This window comes from Couchioplanes azureus (assembly GCF_014648355.1).
Lineage (GTDB): Bacteria > Actinomycetota > Actinomycetes > Mycobacteriales > Micromonosporaceae > Actinoplanes > Actinoplanes azureus.
The window spans coordinates 41,797-63,677 of the sequence record NZ_BMQY01000011.1 but is presented as its reverse complement, the minus strand read 5'-3'; the positions used below and the strand labels follow the sequence as shown (position 1 = coordinate 63,677).

At 73.1% G+C, this 21,881-nt stretch carries 25 protein-coding genes; 3 read left to right on the top strand and 22 right to left on the bottom strand.

Features of this window, described 5'->3' with window-relative positions:
* Positions 1 to 35: 35 nt before the first annotated feature.
* Genes IEY99_RS29345 through IEY99_RS29320 form a run of 6 tightly spaced genes read right to left on the bottom strand, consistent with a single transcriptional unit; the run spans position 36 to position 4,240 of the window.
* Complete coding sequence (locus IEY99_RS29345) at positions 36 to 1,118, bottom strand: type III polyketide synthase (RefSeq protein WP_189207338.1); 1,083 nt, start codon at positions 1,116 to 1,118, stop codon at positions 36 to 38.
* Positions 1,115 to 1,591, bottom strand: a complete 477-nt coding sequence (locus tag IEY99_RS29340) for an SRPBCC family protein (RefSeq protein ID WP_189207337.1) — start codon at positions 1,589 to 1,591, stop codon at positions 1,115 to 1,117. The genes IEY99_RS29345 and IEY99_RS29340 overlap by 4 nt, the downstream gene beginning before the upstream one ends.
* Before the next feature lie 3 nt (positions 1,592 to 1,594).
* Complete coding sequence (ubiG, locus tag IEY99_RS29335) at positions 1,595 to 2,359, bottom strand: bifunctional 2-polyprenyl-6-hydroxyphenol methylase/3-demethylubiquinol 3-O-methyltransferase UbiG (RefSeq protein WP_189207336.1); 765 nt, start codon at positions 2,357 to 2,359, stop codon at positions 1,595 to 1,597.
* A complete protein-coding gene (locus IEY99_RS29330; protein WP_189207335.1) occupies positions 2,359 to 2,784 on the bottom strand; it encodes a hypothetical protein in 426 nt (141 codons plus the stop codon). The genes ubiG and IEY99_RS29330 overlap by 1 nt, the downstream gene beginning before the upstream one ends.
* Before the next feature lie 5 nt (positions 2,785 to 2,789).
* Complete coding sequence (locus IEY99_RS29325) at positions 2,790 to 3,965, bottom strand: acyl-CoA dehydrogenase family protein (RefSeq protein ID WP_189207334.1); 1,176 nt, start codon at positions 3,963 to 3,965, stop codon at positions 2,790 to 2,792.
* Complete coding sequence (locus tag IEY99_RS29320; RefSeq protein WP_189207333.1) at positions 3,962 to 4,240, bottom strand: acyl carrier protein; 279 nt, start codon at positions 4,238 to 4,240, stop codon at positions 3,962 to 3,964. The genes IEY99_RS29325 and IEY99_RS29320 overlap by 4 nt, the downstream gene beginning before the upstream one ends.
* A 241-nt stretch (positions 4,241 to 4,481) precedes the next feature.
* Between IEY99_RS29320 and IEY99_RS29315 the strand changes: the two genes are divergently transcribed.
* A complete protein-coding gene (locus tag IEY99_RS29315; protein WP_189207332.1) occupies positions 4,482 to 6,665 on the top strand; it encodes an MMPL family transporter in 2,184 nt (727 codons plus the stop codon).
* Between the two features lie 29 nt (positions 6,666 to 6,694).
* On the opposite strand, the gene IEY99_RS29310 is transcribed toward IEY99_RS29315, so the two are convergent.
* Genes IEY99_RS29310 through IEY99_RS29295 form a run of 4 tightly spaced genes read right to left on the bottom strand, consistent with a single transcriptional unit; the run spans position 6,695 to position 9,349 of the window.
* Positions 6,695 to 7,006, bottom strand: coding sequence for a transcriptional regulator (locus IEY99_RS29310; protein WP_189207331.1), 312 nt, complete (start codon positions 7,004 to 7,006; stop codon positions 6,695 to 6,697).
* A complete protein-coding gene (locus IEY99_RS29305) occupies positions 7,003 to 7,446 on the bottom strand; it encodes a hypothetical protein (RefSeq protein WP_189207330.1) in 444 nt (147 codons plus the stop codon). The genes IEY99_RS29310 and IEY99_RS29305 overlap by 4 nt, the downstream gene beginning before the upstream one ends.
* A gap of 42 nt (positions 7,447 to 7,488) precedes the next feature.
* Positions 7,489 to 8,508: a YlbL family protein gene (locus tag IEY99_RS29300; protein ID WP_189207329.1), complete on the bottom strand. Its 1,020-nt coding sequence runs from the start codon at positions 8,506 to 8,508 to the stop codon at positions 7,489 to 7,491.
* A 52-nt stretch (positions 8,509 to 8,560) separates the two neighbouring features.
* Positions 8,561 to 9,349: an MBL fold metallo-hydrolase gene (locus IEY99_RS29295; RefSeq protein WP_189207328.1), complete on the bottom strand. Its 789-nt coding sequence runs from the start codon at positions 9,347 to 9,349 to the stop codon at positions 8,561 to 8,563.
* 70 nt (positions 9,350 to 9,419) lie between these two features.
* Between IEY99_RS29295 and IEY99_RS29290 the strand changes: the two genes are divergently transcribed.
* Positions 9,420 to 10,400, top strand: a complete 981-nt coding sequence (locus tag IEY99_RS29290; RefSeq protein ID WP_189207327.1) for a GlxA family transcriptional regulator — start codon at positions 9,420 to 9,422, stop codon at positions 10,398 to 10,400.
* A gap of 22 nt (positions 10,401 to 10,422) precedes the next feature.
* On the opposite strand, the gene IEY99_RS29285 is transcribed toward IEY99_RS29290, so the two are convergent.
* From IEY99_RS29285 to IEY99_RS29230, 12 genes are all read right to left on the bottom strand, one after another.
* Positions 10,423 to 10,725 carry an antibiotic biosynthesis monooxygenase family protein gene (locus tag IEY99_RS29285; protein ID WP_189207455.1) on the bottom strand — a complete coding sequence of 101 codons (303 nt, stop codon included), beginning with the start codon at positions 10,723 to 10,725 and terminating at the stop codon, positions 10,423 to 10,425.
* Complete coding sequence (locus IEY99_RS29280) at positions 10,725 to 11,078, bottom strand: antibiotic biosynthesis monooxygenase family protein (RefSeq protein ID WP_189207326.1); 354 nt, start codon at positions 11,076 to 11,078, stop codon at positions 10,725 to 10,727. The genes IEY99_RS29285 and IEY99_RS29280 overlap by 1 nt, the downstream gene beginning before the upstream one ends.
* On the bottom strand, positions 11,075 to 11,827 hold the full coding sequence (locus IEY99_RS29275) for an SDR family NAD(P)-dependent oxidoreductase (RefSeq protein ID WP_189207325.1): 753 nt from the start codon (positions 11,825 to 11,827) through the stop codon (positions 11,075 to 11,077). Before IEY99_RS29275 ends, IEY99_RS29280 begins: the two co-directional genes overlap by 4 nt.
* Positions 11,828 to 11,837: 10 nt before the next feature.
* Positions 11,838 to 12,314, bottom strand: a complete 477-nt coding sequence (locus IEY99_RS29270; RefSeq protein WP_189207324.1) for an anthrone oxygenase family protein — start codon at positions 12,312 to 12,314, stop codon at positions 11,838 to 11,840.
* A gap of 3 nt (positions 12,315 to 12,317) precedes the next feature.
* Positions 12,318 to 12,776, bottom strand: a complete 459-nt coding sequence (locus IEY99_RS29265; protein ID WP_189207323.1) for an SRPBCC family protein — start codon at positions 12,774 to 12,776, stop codon at positions 12,318 to 12,320.
* A 1-nt stretch (position 12,777) separates the two neighbouring features.
* Positions 12,778 to 13,041 carry an acyl carrier protein gene (locus tag IEY99_RS29260; RefSeq protein ID WP_189207322.1) on the bottom strand — a complete coding sequence of 88 codons (264 nt, stop codon included), beginning with the start codon at positions 13,039 to 13,041 and terminating at the stop codon, positions 12,778 to 12,780.
* 26 nt (positions 13,042 to 13,067) lie between these two features.
* Entirely contained in the window at positions 13,068 to 14,309 is a 1,242-nt protein-coding gene (locus IEY99_RS29255; protein WP_189207321.1) for a ketosynthase chain-length factor, read from the bottom strand.
* Positions 14,310 to 14,364: 55 nt separating this feature from the next.
* Positions 14,365 to 15,618 carry a beta-ketoacyl-[acyl-carrier-protein] synthase family protein gene (locus IEY99_RS29250; protein WP_189207320.1) on the bottom strand — a complete coding sequence of 418 codons (1,254 nt, stop codon included), beginning with the start codon at positions 15,616 to 15,618 and terminating at the stop codon, positions 14,365 to 14,367.
* On the bottom strand, positions 15,615 to 16,043 hold the full coding sequence (locus tag IEY99_RS29245) for a cupin domain-containing protein (RefSeq protein WP_189207319.1): 429 nt from the start codon (positions 16,041 to 16,043) through the stop codon (positions 15,615 to 15,617). Before IEY99_RS29245 ends, IEY99_RS29250 begins: the two co-directional genes overlap by 4 nt.
* Positions 16,040 to 16,375, bottom strand: a complete 336-nt coding sequence (locus IEY99_RS29240) for a TcmI family type II polyketide cyclase (protein WP_189207318.1) — start codon at positions 16,373 to 16,375, stop codon at positions 16,040 to 16,042. Before IEY99_RS29240 ends, IEY99_RS29245 begins: the two co-directional genes overlap by 4 nt.
* A gap of 27 nt (positions 16,376 to 16,402) precedes the next feature.
* A complete protein-coding gene (locus IEY99_RS29235; RefSeq protein ID WP_189207317.1) occupies positions 16,403 to 17,140 on the bottom strand; it encodes an SDR family NAD(P)-dependent oxidoreductase in 738 nt (245 codons plus the stop codon).
* 172 nt (positions 17,141 to 17,312) lie between these two features.
* Positions 17,313 to 19,205 (bottom strand): AfsR/SARP family transcriptional regulator, encoded by a 1,893-nt coding sequence (locus tag IEY99_RS29230; RefSeq protein WP_189207316.1) that lies wholly within the window; start codon positions 19,203 to 19,205, stop codon positions 17,313 to 17,315.
* A 771-nt stretch (positions 19,206 to 19,976) separates the two neighbouring features.
* Between IEY99_RS29230 and asnB the strand changes: the two genes are divergently transcribed.
* Entirely contained in the window at positions 19,977 to 21,845 is a 1,869-nt protein-coding gene (asnB, locus tag IEY99_RS29225; protein ID WP_189207315.1) for an asparagine synthase (glutamine-hydrolyzing), read from the top strand.
* Positions 21,846 to 21,881: the final 36 nt, after the last annotated feature.

The following is a 21,881-nucleotide window of genomic DNA, read 5'->3' as shown; positions in this document are numbered from 1 at the left end:
GGCCCACCGTTTCTGTGCGTACGTCAAGGGGTGGATCAGAAGCGGACCAGGGCGGATTCCATGGTGAGTCCGGGTCCGAAGGCCATCAGGACGCCGTGCTCGCCGGGCGCCGGGCGCGACTGCCGCAGGATGCGGTCGAGGATCAGCAGCACCGTCGGGGAGCTGCAGTTGCCCCACGACGAGAGGATGTCCAGGGAGGGTTGCAGGGCGGCGTCGGGAAGGTCGAGCCGTTCCCCGACGAACTCGATGATCTTCGGCCCGCCCGGGTGGATGGCCCAGTGCTGCACGTCGGTGACGTCGAGCCCGTGCGGGGCGAGCAGCCGCTCCACGAACGGCTTGACGGCCTCCGCCAGATAGAGCGGCACGTACGGCGACAGCGTCATCCGGAACGCGTCGTCCATGACCTTCCACGTCATGGCGGACGACGTCTCCGGGTGCGCCTCGGTGTGGGTGCCCAGCAGCAGCGGCCCGGAACCGTCACCCGGGTCGAGGGGCCCGCCGGCGGCGGCCAGCAGCGCGGTGGCGCCGGCGTCGCCGAACAGCCCGGTGATGACCACCTGCTCCTTGGTGGCCTCCGGGCGCAGGTGCACCGAGCAGACCTCGGCGCAGGTGACCATCGCCAGCTCGTCGGGGCGCCCGGCCAGCGCGTCCAGGCCGATCTTGACGCCGTTGAAGGCGGCGTAGCAGCCCATGTGGCCCACGAACGCGCGGCGCAGATTCTGCCGCAGGCCGAACTCCTTGGCGAGCAGCATCTCCGGGGTGGGCCCGGCGTACCCGGTGCAGCTCACGAAGGTGTAGCTGCCGACCTGCTGGGCGTCGACGCCGGAGAGGACGCCGGCGACGGTCTCCCGGCCCATGGCCAGCACCCCGCGCTCCCACGCCTCGATGCGCTCGCGCATGCCCGGCCAGCCGTCGCCGTAGTACTCCGACGGCGGCCAGGCCAGCCGGCGCTGGTCGACGCGGGTGCTCATGAACAGCTTCTCCGCGTCCGGCACCTCGGCGAACAGGTCGCGGTAGAACGAGTCGAAGAGCTCCTGCTGGGCGATGGCGGGCCCGGCCGGCGCGACCCGCAGGCCGAGGAGCCGGGCCGGACGCGGCAGGGAAGAGCCCCAGGTCATCTCGGCACGCCCGCGGTCTCGAGGCGGCCCTTGATCGCCGCCAGGAACCCGGTGGTGACCTCGGCGGTCTCCTTCTGCGCGAACGGCTCGATGAGCACCACCACGACCCGGGCGACGTCGACGTTCGCCTCGGAGCGCATGTCGATGCGCAGCACCACCTCCTCCGGCGAGGCGCCGTCGAGGACGTGGAACGTGCCCCACGAGCGGAAGTTGTGCTCGCCGTGCGGCTCCCAGGTGATGGCGTCCGGGTCGGACACGTCGTACCTGGCCACGTAGTCGGGGCGGAACTTCACGACGCCGTTGGAGACCTCGGCCAGCCGGAAGTGGTACAGGCCGTCGCCGACCTGCTCCAGCTCCTCGACGCCGGGCATCATCCGGCCGCAGCCGGCGACGTCGAGCAGCAGTGCCCGCAGCGCCTCCCGGCTGGTCCGGATGGTGATCTCCTTCGCGGTCTTGGTCCTGATCCAAACCATGTCTCAGCCCTCCTGGGACTTGACCGCCCGGCCGATGTAGCTCACGGCGGTGGAATCGGTGAGATGGAACGGGCCCACGGCGCCCCCGCGCAGCACGGAGGTGAAGATCCGGTGCGGCGGCGCCACGGGCTCCAGGCCCCGGACGTCCGTCACGACGAGGCCGTGCGCGGCGAAGGCGCCCCGCAGCTCGTCCGGGCGGATGAACATGGACCAGTTGTGGGTGCCGGGATACACGATCCGCAGCACCCGCTCGGACAGCACGATCGCCTTCAGCCAGGCGGCCGGCGTGCGGTTGATCGTGTCGAAGACGACCAGGCCGCCGGGGCGCAGCACGCGGGCGATCTCCGCCGTGGCGGCACCCAGGTCGTCCAGGTGCTCGAGGACGTCCGAGACGACCACCAGGTCCACCGAGGCGTCGTCGCGGGGCAGGTCGAAGGCCGAGCCGACCACGTACTCGACGTCCACGCCACGCTCGGCGGCGTGCCGGCGGGCGATCTCCACCGAGCCGGCGGAGAGGTCGACGCCGGTGACGCGGTAGCCGAGGGCGGCCAGCCGCTCGGACACCAGGCCACCGCCGCAGCCGACGTCGAGGACCCGGATCGCCGCCCGGTCGGGGCCGAGCGCCTGCCGGGCGGCCCCGTCGAAGTAGGACACCCGGGCCGGGTTCATGTCGTGCAGGGTGCGCAGCGGCCCGCGCTCGTCCCACCAGCCCTCGCCGACCTCGTGGTAGTAGTCGTTGTCGATGGCGGCGTCGCCGCGGCGGGCCATCACAACCACCTCGGCGTGGCGTCGGGGTCGATGCCGAGGGCGGCCTTGCCGGCCAGCTCGTGCAGGCGGTCGTCGGGCACGGGAGGCGGCGTCGCGCGCAGGTCGCGGCGCAGCTCCGCGAGCCGGGCCGCGCCCTCGGGGTCGCCGGCGAGCAGGCGCTCGGCCGCCGTGACGACGCGCTCGGCGGCGTCGTCGACGAAGAGCGCCGCGGTGCAGGCGGCGGTCAGGGCGTCCGGCGTACGGTCCAGCAGCGCGGCCATGGTGTCGCAGGCGGCGCGCATGCCGGCCACCGCGAACTGCGGGCCGGGCAGGCGCGCCGCGGCGTCGTCCGTCAGGCGCCGCACGGCGACGGCGTAGGCCTCCCGGGCCACGGTCGCCTGGGCGGCGGCGTGGCCGAGGACGGCGGCGGGGTCTGGCTTGGACACGGAAGTCACCCTTCCCAGCGGGGTTCGGCGAAGATGGGCACGCCCAGCGCCTGCTTGCCGGCCCATTCCAGGACCACGTCCGTGGCGGGCGGCACGAGCAGGCCGGCGACGACGTCGCGGTACATGCGCTGCAGCGGGTCACCGGACGCCAGCCCGGAACCGCCCTGCACCTGCATGCCGAGCGTGACCACCTCGTGGGCGAGCCTGGTGACGCTGGTCTTCATGACGCTCATGTCGACGTAGTGGGCGAGCGGGTCCACGTCCTCGTGCTCGGCGTGGATCGCGGCGTCGAGGTGCGCCTCGGCGGCCGCCACCTTCGCGGCCATCTCGGCGATGCGGAACTGGATGCCGGGCAGGTGCGCGTTCGGCTTGCCGATGACGCTGATGACCCGCCGGCGCTGGGTCCGCACGACGTGCTCGAGGGCGGCGCGCGCGATGCCGACGAAGCAGCTGGCGAAGCTGCACCAGGCCCAGTGCACGCCGAGCATGAAGAGCATCGGCAGCGCGCCGCGCTCCCCCACGGCCCAGCGGGAGTCGACGAACAGGTCCTCCAGCGCCAGCGAGTGGCTGCCGGTGGCGCGCATGCCCGCGGCATCCCACTCGGCGGTGACCCGCACGCCCCGCTCGGGCTTCGGGATGAGGAAGGCGACCGGCTCGGGCAGGCCGCGGTCGTCGGTGACGGCCGCGGACAGGAACAGGTGGGTGGCGCCCGGGTATCCGGTGAAGAACCCCTTGCGGCCGTTGAGGACGAACCCGCCGTCGACCTCGTCGGCGCGGGTGGTGGGGTGCCACCAGTTGCCGCCGACGCCGGGCTCGCTGAACCCGCCGGCGATGACCGCGCCGTCGAGGACCGCGCGGCAGGCCCAACCCGCGCTCTCGCCGCCCACCCGGGCGATCATCGCCAGGCCGTGGACGTGCATGTTGACCGCGAAGGCCGTGGAGGCGCACGCGCCGGCGAGGATCTGTTGGGCCGCGCAGAGGTCGGCCAGGCTGACGGCGGGGCCGCCGTACTCGGCCGGCACGGTCATCGCGGTGTATCCGCTCGCCACCAGCTCGGCCAGGTTCTCGTGCGGGAAGCTCGCGTCCCGGTCGTGGGCGGCGGCCCGCTCGGCGAGGGCCGGGGCGAGCTCGCGGGCCAGCGCGACGACGTCGGTACGCGGCGGCGCGGGCGCGGCCGTCACCGGACCGGCTCCGCGGCCGCTCGCGCCGGCGCCAGCATGCGCGCCAGCGACCGCACGCTGTCCACCTCGGACGACATCGCCTCGGTCAGCCACACGCGCAGATCGAAGTCCGGGTACGCGGCGGTGATCCGGGAGGCGAGCTGGACGAGGTCCAGGGAGTCGAGGCCGAGGTCGCGGGTCAGCGACGCGTCGAGGTGGACGTCGCCGGGGTGCAGCGCCGGCTTCACGGCCACGATCGCGTCGATCACCGCCTGGGCGGGCGGGGTGCCGGTCATGGGATCACCTCCAAGGGGTTCGGTCACAGCGAGGAATGGTTCGCGGGGCCACTGGGGGCCGCGTCGCGGGCCACTCGAGAACGGGTCGGGCCCCGGCCAGCCCGCGATTCGAGCCGGACTCCAGCGAAATTCGAGCGAGACTCGAGCCGGCTCCGGCCGGCGCGTGCGAGCATGCCGCGACCGCACTCCGACCGGTGTCCCGGCCGCGGCCGGGCCGCCTCGACCGACCGGGAGCGCCCTCGTGAAGCCCCTCGTCCGGTTCTCCATCGCCCGCCCGAAGACCGTCGTCGCGATCTGGGTCGTGATCGTGGCGGTCTGCGTACCGCTGATGGGTGCGCTGACCGGCGCCCTCAAGGCCGGCGGCTTCGACAATCCGCGGGGCGAGGCCGCCGCGGCCCAGCGCACCCTGGAACGCGCCTTCGCCGAGCTGCCCGAGACCCTGCAGGTGGTGCTCACCCGCACCGAGGGCGACGTCACCGCCTCCGTGGACAGCGCGGTCGCCGTAGCCAAGGCCACCCCGCACGTCGCGCAGGTGCAGGACTACCGGCAGAATCCCGGCTGGCTCTCGCCGGACCGGCGCACCACCTTCCTGCAGCTGGGCTTCCGCGCCGACCGCTCGACGATCCAGCACGAGGTGCCGGGCCTGCGCGAACGGCTGTCCGCGGCGCTGGCCGCAGCCGGCGTCACCAGCCACGTGACCGGCGCGCAGGCGCTCGACCACGACCTGAGCGTGCAGGCGGAGGACGACGCGGTGACCGCCGAGCTGATCGCGTTCCCGCTGCTCGTCGTCGTGCTGCTGGTGGTCTTCCGCTCGGTGGCGGCGATGCTGCTGCCCGTCGTGCTGGCGGGCGTCGCGCTGGTGGTGGCCTCCGCGATCGGCTACCTGCTGACGTTCGCGACCGACCTGTCCACCCTGTTCACCAACGCGGTGTCCATCATCGGACTGGCCGTGGCCGTGGACTACTCACTGTTCGTCATCAAGCGCTACCGCGACGAGCTGGCCGCCGGCGACCCGTACGTGCCGGCGCTGCGTACCGCGATGCGCACGGCCGGGCACGCGGTGGTCTTCAGCGGCCTGGCCGTGGTGGTGGCGCTGCTCGCCCTCTTCATCCCGCGCATCATGGTGTTCAGCAGCATGGCGATCGCGGGCGTGGTGGTGACGCTGGTGGCCCTGGCCATGTCGCTGACCCTGCTGCCCGCCGTGCTGCGCCTGCTCGGCCGGCGCATCGACTGGCTGTCGCTGCGCCGCCGCCCCGCCGCCGGCCGGCCGGTCCGGCCGCCGCGCCGCCGCGCCGCGCTGGCCCTGACCCTCGCCGCGCTGGTCGCCGCGTTCGGCGTGCTCGCCTGGCCGGTCACCGACATCCGGCTGCAGTCGCCGGTGGCCAGCGCGACGATCCTGCCCGAGGACGCCGACTCCCGGCAGGGCATCGAGCGGATGCAGGCGGCGCTGGAGTTCCGCACCCTGTTCCCGGTCCAGGTGGTCCTCACCGCGCCCGCGTCCGCGCCGGCCGGCGAGCTGCTCACCGGCCTGCGGGCCGCGGCCGGCGTGGTCCGCGCCGCGCCGCACGTCGACCAGGTCACCGACGTGACCTCGCTGGGCCTGCCCGCGGCCGATCTCGCCGCGGCCCTGGCCGCGCCGGACGCGCTGCCCGCCGAGGCACGGGCCGCGGCCACCCAGCTCTGGGCCACGACGGGGGACACCCGGGTCACCCGCGTCGTCGCCGTCGCCGCGGCGGACCCGGACTCGGACGCGGCGCACGACCTCGTGCACGCGCTGCGCGAACGGCTGCCGGACGCCGTGCCGGCCGGCGTCACCGTGCAGGTCACCGGCGCCACCGCGACCGGCGTGGACTTCGACGAGGTGCTGACCGACACGCTGCCCGCGGTGCTCGGCACGGTCGTGCTCATCACGGTGGTGCTGCTGGCCCGCGCGTTCCGCTCCTGGCTGCTGCCGCTGCTCGCCCTGGCCCTCAACGCCCTGGTGGTCGCGGCCAGCCTGGGCCTGCTCACCCTGATCAGCCAGCACGGGCTCGGTCAGCGGATCGACAGCACCACGCCCGCCCTGGTCTTCGCCATCATGTTCGGGCTGAGCATGGACTACATGGTCATCATGATCTCCCGCATGCGGGAGCACTACACCCTGCACGGCGACCACCACCGCGCCGTCTCCGAGGGCCTGCGCGAGACGGCGGGCCTGGTCAACGGCGCGGCGCTGATCATGGTCGCCGTCTTCGCCTCGTTCCTCATCGCGAAGGTCAGCGTCGTCCAGCAGCTCGGCCTGAGCCTGGCCATCGCCGTGGTGCTCGACGCCGTGGTGATCCGCCTGGTCGTCATGCCGGCGGCACTGCACCTCATCGGCCCCCGCGTCTGGGGCCGGGCGGCCGCTCGCGAGCGGACGGCCGCGCCGGACCTGCAACTGGTCTGAGCTCGCCGCCGACCGCGCCGGCGGCCGGGTCACCCGGCAGGATGGCCGGCCGGTCCGGGACTGTCGATCAGTGCCCGGAGCGCGGCGACGTGGCGGTGGTAGGCCTGCTTGCCGCCGGGGGTGAGGCTGACCCAGGTCTTCACCCGCCCCCGGCCGGTGGGTTTGGAGATCTCCACGTGGCCGGCGTCCTGGAGGACCTTGAGGTGTTTGCTCAGCACCGAGTCGGCGACGCCGAGCACGTCGCGCAGGACGCCGAACTCGGTGCTCGTGGTGGCGTCGAGGAAGGCGCAGATCCGCAGCCGGTGGGGGGCGTGGATGGTGTCGTCGAACCCCTCGCTCACGCGGCCGCTCGCAGCTGGGCGCGCAGCGCGGTGTCGAACCGGCGGCCGATGACGACGGTGCCGACGAGGCCCGCGACGGCGAGGGTCCACACCGGCCACCGCAGGTCGGTGTAGGTGGCGGTGGCCCACGCGGTGGCGGCGGCGACGCCGATCAGGGCACCCAGCGCGATCGCCCACCGGCCGGCGCGTCCCGCGCCGAGACCGGACACCCAGATGCCGGTGCGCTGCCGGTAGGCGACGGCGAGGGCGGCCGCCCCCGCGCTGAACAACACCCCGGAGGCGAGCTTGACCGCGGTGTCACCGACGCTCATGCCGACGATGTAGCCGGCCACGAGCAGGCCGAGGAGCGGGTGGTACCAGAAGGGGGTGACCAGGCGGTCGGCGACGGCCGCCCGGGTGTCGGCGATGGCGGCGAGCTGCTGAGCGGCATTACTTTCCATGGCGGAAAGACAATCACATTCCAACTCGGAAAGTCAACGCGGTCAGCCCGCGGACGGGCAGCCCGCGGGGACGCCGCCCGCCGCCAAGGTCCGCAACGCCGTGAGCGCCTCGGCGACCGTGGCGACCTTGGCCATGGGCAGTCCCGGGACGGCGTTGCGGGCCGCCTCGGCACAGTTGCCCTCGGGCACCAGGAACAGCTGCGCACCGGCCGCCCGGGCCGCGACGAGCTTCTGCGGGATGCCACCGATCGGCCCGACCGCACCGGCGTCGTCGATGCTTCCGGTACCGGCGACGATCCGCCCGCCGGTGAGGTCGGCCGGGGTCAGCTTGTCGATGATGCCGAGCGTGAACATCAGCCCCGCGCTGGGCCCGCCGATCTCGTCGAGCGCGATCGCCACGGTGAACGGCGCCTGCGACTTCTGCTCGACCCGCGCTCCGATACCGACGAACCCGCCCTGCGAAGTGACCGTCGCGCTGCCGGCCCGCCCCGCCCGGGTGTACGCGATGGTCAGCTCGGTGCCGGAGGCCACGTGACCGGTCAGGCGGGTGAACGTCTCCGCGGTGTCCACGCCCTGATCGCCGACGCCGGTGATCACGTCGCCCACGCGCAGCGCGCCGGCAGAGGGGCCACCGGGGGTCACCGCGGTCACCTGCGGCCGGGGCGGATGACCCAGCTCGCGCAGGGCGACCGTCTCGGCGGTGCGCTGGGAGGTCGCGAACAGCTCGGTGTTCTCGCGGTCGACCTGCTCGGTGCTCCGCCCCGGTGGGTAGACGACGCTGCGCGGGGCCAGCGCCCGGTCGCCGTCGAACCAGCTCGCGACCGCCTCCGGGAGCCCGACCTCGCTCTCCACCTGCACGGTGGTCAGCCGCAGCTGTCCCGCGGAGGCGGACTCCTTGGCACCGGACACCCTGATCACCGGCTCACCCTCGTGGCGGCCCAGGGTGTCGACCGTGGGGCCCGGCCCGAGCACCACGTACGGCAGCGGACAGAGCCCGGCACCGGCGCCGAGCAGGGCGGTGACCACGACGCCCGCGATGACCGTGACACCACGACGTTTCATGGTCGCGAGCGTACCGAGCAGGCCCTCGACGATCCGCCAGGCCCCGTGCGCGTCAGGAGGACGGCACCACCGCCCCGGACACCCGGCGGCCGCCCGGCACGTGGAGCATGCCGGCCAGGCCGGCGGCGGCGAACGCGGCGCGGACGTCGCCGATGCCCTCGGTGAAGTGGGCCCAGCCGTCCACATGGACCGGCACCACGGTCGAGACGCCGAGGGTGCGGGCCGCCTGGACCATGCCGGCGGCGTCGAGGGTGAGGTTCGCGTCGCCGAGCACCCGGGTCCGTGCCCTGCCGCCGAACAGGATCGCGACGTCGATCCCCGGGAACCGGGTGGCGATCTCCCCGACGACCCGCAGCGAGGCGTTGTCGCCGCTGACGTACACGGCGGGCAGGTCGTCGCCCTGCAGCACGAAGCCGGTGACGGGGCCGGTGAGATGGTCGGTGCCGTCGGGGCCGTGCTGGGCGGGGACGGCGGTCACCCGCAGGTCGCCGGCGCGGTCGGGCCGCGGCAGGTCGAGGTGGGCCCAGGCCGCCAGGGGCCGCACCGGCGGACCCATCCGGTCCGCGGCGGCAGGGGTGGACACCACCAGGGGCACGGTGGCGCAGAAGGCGCGGCCCGCGTCGTCGAGGTTGTCGGGATGGTGGTCGTGGGAGAGCAGGACGACGTCGACGGGACCGGCGTCGGCCGGCGTGCCGGCGGCCGGCGCCGTCTTGGTCAGGGTGGTGTGGGAACCGAGGTGGTAGTCGCCCGGCGCGTCGAACGTGGGGTCGGTCATGAAGGTGAGGCCGCCGAGCGTGAACGTCGCGGTCGGGCCGCCGAAGTGGCGGATGTGCAAGGTCATGAGTCGAGTCTGCGGTGGGCCGCGGACGACGGACAGTGGCTCAAAAGCCATCCTGCGATAGATTCACGCCATGACTCGGAGCCCGACGACCGTAGGCGTGCTCATCGGCGACGGCGCCCCACTGATGGAGGTGGGCGTGGCGCCGCGGGTGTTCGGCATCGACCAGAGCCGCCGGGGCGGCCCCCGCTTCGACGTGCGGGTCGCGAGCGAGCACGGTCGCCCGATCGCCACGACCGCCGGCATCGCGCTGCACGCCCCTCATCCACCGGCCGCGCTCGACGAGGCGGGGGTGGTCATCGTTCCCGCATGGCGCGAGCCGGGCGGGGCACCGGTCGAGGAGGAGATCCTCGATCTGCTCCGGCGGGCCCATCGGGAGGGCGCCGTCGTCGTGGGGCTGTGCCTGGGCGCCTTCGTGCTCGCCGAGGCCGGGCTGCTCGACGGCCGCCGGGCCACCACGCACTGGTGGCACCTGCGCGAGTTCGCCGACCGGTACCCCCGCGTCGAGGTGGCCGCCGACGCCCTCTTCGTCGACGAGGGCACCATCGTCACCAGCGCCGGCAGCGCCGCCGGTCTCGACGCCTGCCTGCACCTGCTGCGCCGCGACCACGGACCGGACGCGGCCAACACGGTCGCCCGCGCGCTCGTCGTCGCGCCCCAGCGGGCCGGCGGGCAGGCGCAGTTCGTGGAGCGGCCGGTGCCGGAGCTGCGCACCGGTGACGCCATCGCCGACGCGATGCGGTACGCGCTCGACCGCTTGGCCGACACCGGGCTGGACGTCGCCGGCCTGGCCGGCGCGGCGCACCTGAGCCGGCGCACCTTCGACCGGCGCTTTCGTGAGACGACCGGCTGCTCGCCTCTGCAATGGCTGATCCACCAGCGGGTGCTGCACGCCCAGCAGCTGCTGTCCACGACCGGCCTCGACGTCGACGCCGTCGCCCGGGCCAGCGGGTTCGCCGACGGCGTGACGATGCGCCCGCACTTCCGCCGGATCGTGGGTGTGCCGCCGCAGTCCTACCGGGCCGCCTTCCGCGCCCGGGCTCCGGTCGCCTGACGGCGACCGGAGCCGCGGCGTCCTAGTAGGACGCCTGCACCTCGTAGACCCCGAACGGCATGGCCATGCGGGTGTCCCGGAACGGCCGGAGCGGCGCGGTGCTCGCCCGGTGCGCGGGTCCCTGTTCCCACTCCCGGAACGCCGCCAGGTCGGCCCAGCGGCTCACCACCACGAACCCGGTGGGATCCGGCACCGAGCGCAGCAGCTCGTTGCCGAGCATGCCGGGCACCTCGGCGAGGACCCCGCTCACGTCGTGGTAGGCCTTGTGCACGCCGGCCACGTCCTCGGTGGCGTGGTAGACGAGCACCCGCAGCTCGGCTCCCATCAGGCTGCCGCCAGCCACTCGGCGTGGGTGCGGACCGTGGCGGAAGGCGCGACGAACGCGACCACCTCCATGGTGCTCATCGAGCCGCCCGACCGGTACGGGTGCAGCTTCTGCCGGTGCTCGAGGTGCCGGTCGCTGGTCTCGAACTCGCGGAAGCGCGCCTCGTCCACCCAGTCGCTGACGATGTAGTAGACGCCGTCCTCGTCGGTGCTGCGCGACAGCCACTGGCCCAGGTTGGCGGGGTGCGAGGTGACCGAGTCGCCGACGGCTACCCAGGTCTTCTCGAACTCCTCCGCCATGCCCGGCTTGATGTGCATCTTGAGCATGACGCGGAACGTGGTGTCGGTGGTCATGAGATTCCTCCGTCGACGTGGATGGTGGCGCCGGTGACGTAGCGCGACAGGTCGCTGGCTAGCCAGAGCACCGCGCCCGCGACCTCGTCCGGGGTGCCCAGCCGGCCCAGCGCGGTCTTCTCGCTGTACCGCTTGCGCATCATCGCGGCCTGCTCCGCCGGCATGGCGTCCATCGCCTCGGTCTCGATCACGCCGAGGGCCAGGACGTTGAACCGCAGGCCGCGCCCGCCGAACTCCTTGGCCAGCGAGCGGGTGAGCCCCCGCAGCGCGGCCTTGGTCGCCGTGTAGTGCGCCCGCAGCGGGATGCCGACCTCGGACGACTTGGAGCCGATGCTGACCACCGAGGCACCCTCGGACAGCAGCGGCAGCGCGCCCTGGATGATGAGGTACGGCGCCGTGAGGTTGGTGTCGATGACCCGCCGCCACTCCTGCTCGGGGAGCTCGGCGTACGGGATGTGGCTGATCGCACCGGCGTTGTTGACCACCAGGTCGAGGCTGCCGAACGTGTCGCGGATCTTGTCCAGCAGGATCGTCACCTGGGCCGGGTCGGCGATGTCGGCCTGCAGCACCAGGTGGTTGCCGCCGATCTCCTTGAGCTCGCGTTCCAGCGACGCGACCAGCTCGCTGTCCTGCCGGTAGCACGTCACGACGTCCACACCGGCGCGGGCCAGGGCCAGCACGATGCCGCGGCCGACGCCGCGCACCCCGCCGGTCACCAGCGCCTTCTTACCGTTCAATCCGAGGTTCACCCGATTCTCCTTAAGGTCGGAGCGCCAGCGCCACCGCGGCGCAGTTGACCACCAGCGCCGCCACGGTCAGCCAGCTTCGTAGCGAGTTCCAGCGCCCCCAGGCCCGCCGCCGCCCCGCGTAGTCGAAGCCGGACGGCAGGCGGTCGGGGTCGAGCTGCTGCACCCATCGGTTGATGGGCACGTTCTTGGTGAGTGAGATGACGACGGTGCCGCCGGCCAGCACCGTCCCGGTCAGGTGCAGCACCCACGCGCCGGGGCCGGGCGCCACCACGGCCAGCACCGCGTCCCCGAGCGCCGTGGTCACCAGGCAGATCGGCATGAACGGGTCGTACCTGGTGGAGAAGAACGCGTGGGCGTGCACGTACCGGTCCGGGGGCAGCGCCGCCATCAGCGGGAATCCGCCGAGCTGGGTGCCCAGCAGGACCCCGGCGGCGAGGCCGTTGGCCAGCAGCACCAGCGGCATCAGCACGACGAAGAGAGCGGACATCGCTCAGACCCGGGCCTTGGCGGCCGCCTCGACCTTGTCCTTGATGAGGCTCATCTGCGTGGCCGTGTTGCGGTTGAGCCGCTCGGTCATGGCGGCGTCGTCGATCGGCGCCACCGGCTTCATCTCGAAGTCCTGGACCCAGCGCATCCGCACGCCCTGGGGCGTCTCGGTGTACTCCCAGAACAGCGACATGTACTTGAACACGCCGGTCTCGACCCGCTGGGCCCGCACCGTACGGGAGGCACGGTCGAGCGTCCGCTCGGAGACCCAGTCCCAGACCTTGCCGTTCTCGTCGGGGTGCAGGGCCAGCCGGAACCGGAAGGTGTCGCCGTCGCGGTGCAGCACCTCGGCCGCCGAGTACTCGCTGAAGAGCTCGGTCCAGCGCGAGATGTCGTTCGTCATGTCCCAGACCAGGTCCAGGGGCGCGTCGATGACGACGGAGTTGTCGGTGTGGCCGGACATGTCACGCCACCGCCGCGACGAGCCGGGAGTTGACGTAGTCCACGGCGGCGCGCGGGCTGGTCATCTCCTCGGTGACGGCCTCGTCGGGGATCTGCACGCCGTAGCGGCGCTGGATCTGGCTGGCCAGCTCCAGGATGGCGAGCGAGTCGAACCCCAGGTCGGCGAAGGGTACGTCGAGGTGGTCGCCGTCGAAGTAGACGTCGTCCTCGACACCGACGCTGACGCTCATGATCTCGCGCAGCTCGGCGACGTCGAACGTGGACATGAGAAGGTTCCTTTCGATGGAGTCGACTAGAGATCGGAAGCGGAACGGTCGCCGCGGCCGAGGACCATGGCCGAGGTGAAGCCGCCGTAGCCGCGGGCGACCACCAGGGCGGTCCGCAGCGGGCGCTCGCGGGGGACGTCGAGCACCAGGTCGATCGGGACGTCGGAGCGCATCCGGGTGGGTCCAACGGTGTGCGGGATGACCCCGTCGCGCAGCGCCAGCAGGGCGGTGGCGACGTCCAGGGCGGCGCCTCCGCCGTAGAGCCGGCCGGTCAGGGTCTTCGGCGCGGTGACCGGCACCGCGTGGGTGCCGAAGACCTCGGCCAGCGCCTCGGCCTCGATCCGGTCGAGGTCCGGGTCGGCGGCGGCGTCGGCGAAGACGACGTCGATGTCGTCGGCGGCGCAGCGCGCGTCGTCGAGCGCCCGCCGGATCGTGCCGGCCAGCACCGGGCGCCGGCCGGTCCGGGCGGACTGGTCGAACCCGGCGGCGTAGCCCAGCACCCGGCCGTAGCCGCGGCCCTCGGTGTGCGGGCCGCCCCGCTCGGCGACCAGGATGGCGCCGCCCTCGCCGGGCACGTACCCGTCCGCGTCGTCGTCGAACGGCAGGTACGCCCGGCCGACGTCCTCGGCGGTCGACAGGTGGCCGTTGGCCATCTGGGCGACGAGCCCGTACGGGCACAGCGAGCTGTCCGTCCCGCCGGTCACCACCAGGCGGCTCTGGTCGCGCAGCAGCCGCCGGGCCTGGCCGATGGCGTCCAGCCCGCCGGCCTGCTCGGTGCAGACCACCCCGCACGGCCCCCGCATACCGTGCCGGATGGAGACCTGCCCCGTCGTCGCCGCGTAGAACCAGGCGATCGACTGGTAGGCGCCCACCCAGGAGGGCCCGTTCTGGTACAGGCGCTCCATCTCGTGCTGGCCGAAGTCGGTGCCGCCGGACGAGCTGGCGGTCACGACGGCCATCTCGTACTCGGGCAGCGCCGTGAGGTCGACGGCCGAGTCGGCGACGGCGGCGTCGGCCGCCGCCAGCGCGAGGTGGGTCCAGCGGTCCGTCTGCGGCACCAGCCGGGCGGGCACCCGGCCCTTGGCGGTGAAGTCCGCCACCTCGCCGGCCAGGCGTACGGGATAGCCCGACGGGTCGAACCGGGTGATCCGGCCGACGCCGGTCTTGCCGTTCAGCACGGACTGCCAGTGTTCCTCGCTCCCGATGCCCGTGGGGGCGACGACGCCCATGCCGGTGATCACGGCGGCGCCGGCGGTAGAGGTATTCATGCGCTTCACCTTCCTAGCTCGGGCTCGGACGCCTCTCGAACGCCGGTCGACGCGGTCACGACCGGGTGAGGACCATCGCGCTCTGGAAGCCGCCGAACCCGCTGCCGACGCTGAGCACGGCGTCCATGCGGTGTTCGCGCGCCACCAGCGGCACGTAGTCCAGGTCGCATTCCGGGTCGCGGTGGTGCAGGTTCGCCGTCGGCGGCACGACCTGGCGGTCGAGGGCCAGGGCACACGCCGCGACCTCGATCGCCCCGATGGCGCCGAGCGAGTGCCCGACCATGCTCTTGATCGAGCTGACCGGCACCTCGTACGCGCGCTGCCCGAGCGCCCGCTTGAAGGCGGCGGTCTCGTGCCGGTCGTTCTGCTTGGTCCCCGAGCCGTGCGCGTTGATGTAGTCCACATCGGACGCGTTCAGCTCGGCGCCGGCGAGGGCGACCCGGATGGCCTCGGCCATCTCCCGGCCGTCGGGCTTGAGCCCGGTCATGTGGAAGGCGTTGCTGCGGGCGCCGAAGCCGGACAGCCGGGCGTAGACGTGCGCCCCGCGCCGCCTCGCCGCCTCCTCGTCCTCGAGCACGAGCACGGCACAGCCCTCCCCCAGCACGAAGCCGTCGCGGTGGGCGTCGAACGGCCGGGACGCGTGCGCGGCGTCGTCGTTGTTGGGCGAGGTCGCGGTGATGGCGTCGAAGCAGGCCGAGGTGATCGGCGACAGCGGTGCGTCGGTGGCGCCGGCGAGCACCACGTCGGCGGAGCCCTCCTCGATGAGCTGCATGCCGTGCCCGACGGCGTCCAGCCCGGACGTGCAGCCGGTCGAGATGAGCGCCACCGTGCCCTCGGCGGCGACCTCGTACGCGACCTCGGCGGCCAGCGTGCTCGGCACCATGTAGCCGTAGAGGTGCGGTACGCCGTACGAGTGGTCGACCAGCCACTTGCGGCCGCCGTCGGAGAGCACCTCGTACTCCTGCTCGAGGCCCATCGTGCAGCCGACCGCGCTGCCGATGCTGACGCCGACCCGGCCGGGGTCGACGCCCGCGAGGTCGACGCCGCTGTCGGCGAGCGCCTCGCGGGTGCTCACCACGGCGAACTGCGCGGCCCGGTCCATCCGGCGGACCTCCTGGGCCGACAGCCCGGCGGCCCGCGGGTCGAAGTCGACCTCGGCGGCGATCTGCGACCGGAAGGCCGAGGGGTCGAACATGCTGATCCGGCGGGTGGCGGTGCGGCCGGCGCTCAGCAGGTCCCAGAACGCCTCCCGGCCGACGCCGCCCGGCGCCACCGCACCGATCCCCGTGACGACGGCGCGACGCTTCACCGCCCGCCTCCGACCTGCGGATTGGGCTCGTGCGGCGCGGTCGGCTGCTCGGTGTCGACGTGGCCGAGCTCGGGCCGCGGCGCCAGCGGGGACAGGTGGAAGACGACGTGCGCCTCCTGCTCGCCGACGTTCACCAGGCGGTGCCGGGCGTTGATCGGCACGAGCAGCGAGTCGCCGGCGCCGAGCCGGATCGGCCGGTCGTCCACGGTCATCTCCAGCTCGCCGGCGACGACGTGCAGGAACTCCTCCGAGTACGGGTGGTAGTGCTCGGTGACGTACTCCCCCGCCCCGAGGCGCAGGGTGCCGCCGAACCCGGAGGTGCACCCCACGGTCTTGGGGCTGAGCGTCACCCGGATGTCCCCGCCGCGGCGGGTGTTCGGGGCGGCCTCGGAGACGTTGACTTTGAGCTGTTGGGTGGTGGTCACTGCACTCGTCCTTCCTCGGCCGTCCACACGTAGAACGGCGAAGCCATGGCGTCCTTGGGTTCTTTCCAGTCGGGGTCGTACGGCCACACGAACTCCGTCAACCGCTGGTTGATCTCGGAGTACAGCGGGTGGCTGCGCGCCTTGTAGAGGTTCTTGGTGATGTCCTCGTCCGCCTCCACGAGGTGGAAGTACAGGTCGTGGAAGGAGAACAGGGTCCGCCGGGAAACCCCGACCATGTGCGGCAGGTCGGTGGCGTCGGACTCGGCGAAGGTCTCGGCGATGCCGGAGGTGTCGCCGGTCTTGAGCCGGGCGACGATGAGTGTGCGATGCACGGTGCCTCTCCTCAGGGTTGCGATTGGTCAGATGCCGCCGTCGACGGGCAGCTCCACGCCGGTCACCAGGCGCGAGGCGTCCCCGGCGAGGAAGAGGATCGCCCCCGCGACGTCCTCCGGCGCGGCGAGCCGGCCGAGGGCGGTGGCGGCGAGCAGGTGCTGCAGCACGGGCGGCGGCAGCTCCTTCTCGGGCGCCACGGAGGTGACCCCGGGCGCCACGGTGTTGACCCGGATCCCGCGCGGGCCGAGCTCCTTGGCGAGGCTGCGGCCGAGGCCGAGCAGCGCGGCCTTGGCGGCGGTGTAGTGCGCGCTCATCGGCCGGCCCCGCAGCGCGACGGAGGCGCCGACGTTCACCACCGAGGCCCCGTCCACCAGGACGTCCAGGGAGGCCTGGATGACCCGGTACGCGGCCGTCACGTTGTGGTCGAACACCCGGTCCCATTCGGCGTCGTCCAGGGCGGCGAAGGGCATCCGCCCGTCCACCCCGACGTTGTTGACGAGCACGTCGAGGCCGCCGAGGTGGTCCTGGCAGATCCGCACGAGCCGCGCGACGTCCGCGCGTTGCGTCACGTCCGCCGCGACGACGAGGTTGCCGCCGCCGAGCGTCTTGAGCTCGTGGGCGAGGCTGTCGGCGTCCTCGCCGACCCGGTGGTGGCAGGCGACCACCCGGGCGCCGGCCCGGGCGAACGCCAGCGCCGTCGCACGCCCGATCCCCCGGCTCCCGCCGGTGATCAGTACCCGCTTGCCGGCCAGACCCTGGTCCACGTCCTACCTCCTTATTGACGGCCGGCGGCGTCGCCGCGGCCACACGACGATGGTGGCGACGGCCGATCACGGCGCACTCGAACCGGGGTTGAGCCGCGTCCCGCCGGCGCCGCGCACGGACCGGGCCGCCCACCGTCGGTGGGCGGCCCGGGCGGGCGGGGCTGCCGCCGGCTCAGCCGGTGGCGAGCACCGCCGTGGCCACGGCACCACCGGCGGGCGGCTCGGCGATGGTGCGGGGCCCGGGGAAGAACCTGCGGAACGGCCGCTGCACCCGGTAGTGGAAGTCGCCGCGGTCGCCGGCGGCGACCTCGACCAGGCCGAACTCCACCAGCTCCTCGACGACGGTCTCGGTGCGGTACTCGTCGGCCTCCAGCAGCGTCGCCACGTCGCTGAGCGGCAGCGCCCGCTCGGAGCCGACCAGCGTCTGGAACGCCGCCTGCAGGTCGGTGGTGAGCAGCCGGTACGTCAGCCGCACGCTGCGCGAGGTGCCCGGGCCGCTGTCGCCGGAGTGCTGTTCGGCGGCGGCCGAGCGGAGCCGTTCCACCTGCCTCTGCACGGGCCAGTGCGGCTTGAGCTCCAGCTGCGTGACGGCCTCCCGCAGCGCCGCCGGCAGCCCCTCGCACAGGTCGACGAGTTCGTGCACGGCGGCCAGCTGCGGGCGCAGCCGCTGCTCACCGAGGACGGAGGTGAGCATCTGCAGCGCCTCGCCGCGGTCGAACGGCCGCAGGTTGACCGTCGAGGACACCGACGGGTGGGAGAACCGGCGCCGGGCCGCGATCAGCGTCGCGCACCGGGGTCCGGTGGGCAGCAGGTGCTGGAGTTGCTCGGCCCCGACCACGTCGTCGAGGACGACCAGCACCCGCCGCCCGGCGGACCAGCTGCGGAAGAGGCTGGACCGTTCGGCCAGCGACTCCGGCAGCCGGGAGCCGGTGTACCCCGCGGCGCGCAGAAACCCGCCGAGCACCTCGGCGGGATCGACGGGCCGGCCCGTGTCGTCGGTGAGCCGGGCGTGCAGCCGGCCGTCGGGGTAGTCCTCGCGGAGCCGGTGCGCCAGGTGCACGCAGAGGGTGGACTTGCCCACGCCGGGAGCGCCCACCACCACGACCGCCGGCGCCGCGCTGCGCTCCGGCCGGGAGATCACCTGGGTGATCTGGGCCGTCTCGGCGCGGCGGCCGACGAGTTCGCCGACGTCCGGCGGGAGCAGATCGGGCTGCTCGGGCGTGGCGGGACGCGTACCGCCGCCGATCACCGAGTCCATGCCGTCGCCGAGCATCGGCGGCTCGATGGTCGGATCGGCCAGCAGCACCGCCTGGTGCACCCGCTGCAGCTCCTGCATCGGCTCCAGGCCCAGCTCCTCGGCCAGGGTGGAGCGGGCCTTCTGGTAGACCCGCAGCGCGTCGAAGCGCCGGCCGGCCCGGTAGAGCGACAGCATGAGCCGCGCCTGCAGGCTCTCGTCGGTCGGGCGCTGCGCCACCATCCCGGTGAGCTCACCGATGATGTCGTGGTGCCGGCACAGCCGCAGGTCGGCATCGATGCGCTGCAGGGTGAGGCCGCGGCGCTGCTCCTCCAGCCAGACCGTCATGGCCCGCAGCAGGGAGCCGGTCGTGACGTCGACCAGCGCCGGTCCGCGCCAGAGCTGCAGCGCCGAGCGGATGGTGTCGGCCGCGGTCTCGACCGAGCCCGCGTCGAGCTGCGTCCGGGCCCGCTCGGCGAGGCGCAGGAACTCGGCGGAGTCGACCGCGCCGTCGTCGAGGCTGAGGATGTAGCCGTTCGACGAGCGGTGCAGGGTGGGCGGCGCGGTGTCACCCTCGGAGTCGGCCGGGCCCCGGGTGCCGAGGCCGAGCTGGTACAGCTTGCGCAGGTGGTAGACGTACGTCTGCAGAGTCGTGGTGGCGCTGGACGGCGGCCGCTCCTCCCACAGTTCTTCGATGATCTGGTCGGTGCTCACCACCGTGTTGGCGTTCATCGCCAGCAGGGCGAGGACCTGGCGCAGCTTGGGCGCCGACGGCACCAGCGACTGGGTGCCGCGCACGACGTGGAAGGCCCCGAGGACGTTCACCTGCACGACGGCCACCCCCCTCGGCGGTGCGCGGCGGCGCGGGTCGTCTGCGGCTGCGGCTGCGGGACTGCATGCTGAGGAGCTCGGTGCAATTCCACGTGGATTGTTCCCCCATCTCTCCAACCCATGGTGGCCAATGTCAAGCACCATGCCGTGAATTACGGGGAAGACCGTGGATCGCGTCGATCCATTTTCCCTCGAATCACTCTGGAGTGCCGATCGAGGCGTGGGCACCGGCGCCGGCCCAATCGACCGCCGGCGCTCGCGCAACCGCTTTACGAGCAGGCGAGACAACGCCGTAAGGCCCTGCGCGGCACGAGCCGCAGCCGCTGATACTGCCTATTTCCCGACCGTTCGGGATTCCGCAATGACTTCCGTCACCGTACCGGGTTGTCCACTAGGGGTCAAAGGTGCATATGCGCCCATCCACCACGGCGCCATCCCAGGTCAGACCGTCCACGTCGGACATATGGCCCCACCGGCCGGAGCTTATGACGGCGGTCACATACATCGCAAGATGTACACCCCGGTTCCCGGGCCGCATTCTCCGGGCCCAAGATACGTCGGGCGAACGATGTGCGGCCACGGCCGCGCATTGCACAATCATGCGCGTGCTGTTTCTTTGTGCACCGGCACGATGAAATAGCCGCCGGCCGGTCGGCGCTTATCTCGAGGCGCCGACGAGCGAGATTCGACCGCCGCCCTTGACGATGGGGGCCCATCAATTCGGCCGTCCACGCGGACGTGCCGTATCCGCCAGGCGAGAGGGTGTAGTCGATGTCAGGTTTGGTTGGCTGGGTGGACTTCTCCCCCCGTGATCTCCAGCGGGAAACGGCGGTGCTGTCCGCGATGGCGGAAGCGCTGGCCACCCGCGGGCCCGACGGGCAGCAGGTGTGGAGCCGGCGCGACGCCGGGCTCGGTTTCCGGTCCCTGTCCATCGGCGCGCGGCCCACGCCGCGGCAGCCCCACGTGCGGTCCACACCGGACGGGGAGATCGCCGTGTGCGTCTCCGGCACCCCGGTCGGCCTCGGCGCGCTGGCCGCCTGGCTGCGCGGCCGCGGCCGGGGCGTGAGCGACGAGGCCGGCGCGGCCGAGCTCGTCGCCGCGGCGTACCAGGAGGACGGCACGGCGGCCGTGGTCCGCCTGACCGGGGCCTTCGCCGTCGCGATCTGGGACGGCCGCAGCGACGAGCTCGTCCTGGTCCGGGACCGGTTCGGCAACCAGCCGCTCTACTACTGGGTCACCGGCACCGGCCTGGTCTTCGGATCCGAGCGCAAGGCGCTGTTCGCGCACCCGGAGACGGAGGCCGCCGTCGACCTCGACGGGATGCGCGAGCTCTTCTCCTACGCGGGCACCGCGGGACACGGCATCTTCGCCGGCGTCCGGCAGGTCGAGGCCGCCGAGATCCTGCGCTTCGGCCGGGCCGGGCTGCGCCGGGAGAAGTACTGGCGGCTCACCACCGCCGAGCACACCGACGACCTCGACACCACCATCGGTACCGTCCGGGAGCTGCTGTCGGCGAGCGTGGCCGACCAGCTCGGCGACGCCGACGGGGTCGGCATCATGCTCTCCGGCGGCGTCGACTCCTCCGCGGTCACCGCGCTCGCCGGCGACGCCCTCAAGCGCCGCGGCGGCGGGAAGCTGCGGACCTTCACCGTCACCTTCGCCGAGCACGCCGACAACTTCACGCCCGACGAGGTGTGGGCCACCCCGGACGCCCCGTTCGTGCGGGACATGGTGGCCCACGTCGGCGCGGAGCACACCGACGTCGTGCTCGACACCGCCGACATCCTCGATCCGGCGGTGCGCGAGGCCACGCTGGTGGCCAAGGACGTGCCGAGCCCGCTCGGCAACATGAACACCTCGCTGCACCTGCTCGACCGGGAGGTCAGCAAGCACGTCCGCGCGGCGCTGCTGGGCGAGATCGCGGACGCGGTGTTCGGCGGCTTCTCCTGGGTGCACAACCCGCAGCTGGCGGCCGCGCAGACGATGCCGTGGATCGCGATGGCGCACTACGGCGGCGGCAGGCACGGCATGGGCGGCGACCTGCTGCACCCGGACCTGCTCGACAAGCTCCAGCTCAACGACTACTGCACGGCGGCGTGGGAGAGCTCGGTCGCCCAGGTCGAGCACCTCGCCGGCGAGACCGACGTGGACCGGCAGATGCGGCGGATCAACTATCTGCACCTGACCCGCTGGCTGGAGACGCTGCTGTCGCACGACGAGTCCATCGGCATGTCGACGGGCCTGGAGGTCCGCATGCCGTTCTGCGACGACAAGCTCGTCCAGTACGTCTACAACGTGCCGTGGGCGCAGAAGTCGTTCGACGGCCAGGAGAAGAGCCTGCTCCGCGCCGCGGTCGCCGACCTGCTGCCGGAGTCGGTGCGCTCGCGGCCGAAGAGCCCGTACCCCGTGACGCAGGACCCCGCCTACGGCAAGTGGCTGGTGGACCAGCTCGGCGCGCTCGTCGCCGACCCGCTGTCCCCGGCCGCGGCGCTCGTCGACAAGCGGGCCATCGCGGCACTCCGCGCCGACCACGCGGTGCTCGACAGCGGGCCGCGGGCGTGGGTCGCCCGGGCCAACGTCGAGATGGTCCTGGGCCTGGACGCCTGGCTGCGCCGCTACCGCATCCGCGTCGAGGTCTGAGGCCACCCGGCCGCTTTCACCGTCACCAACCGAAAG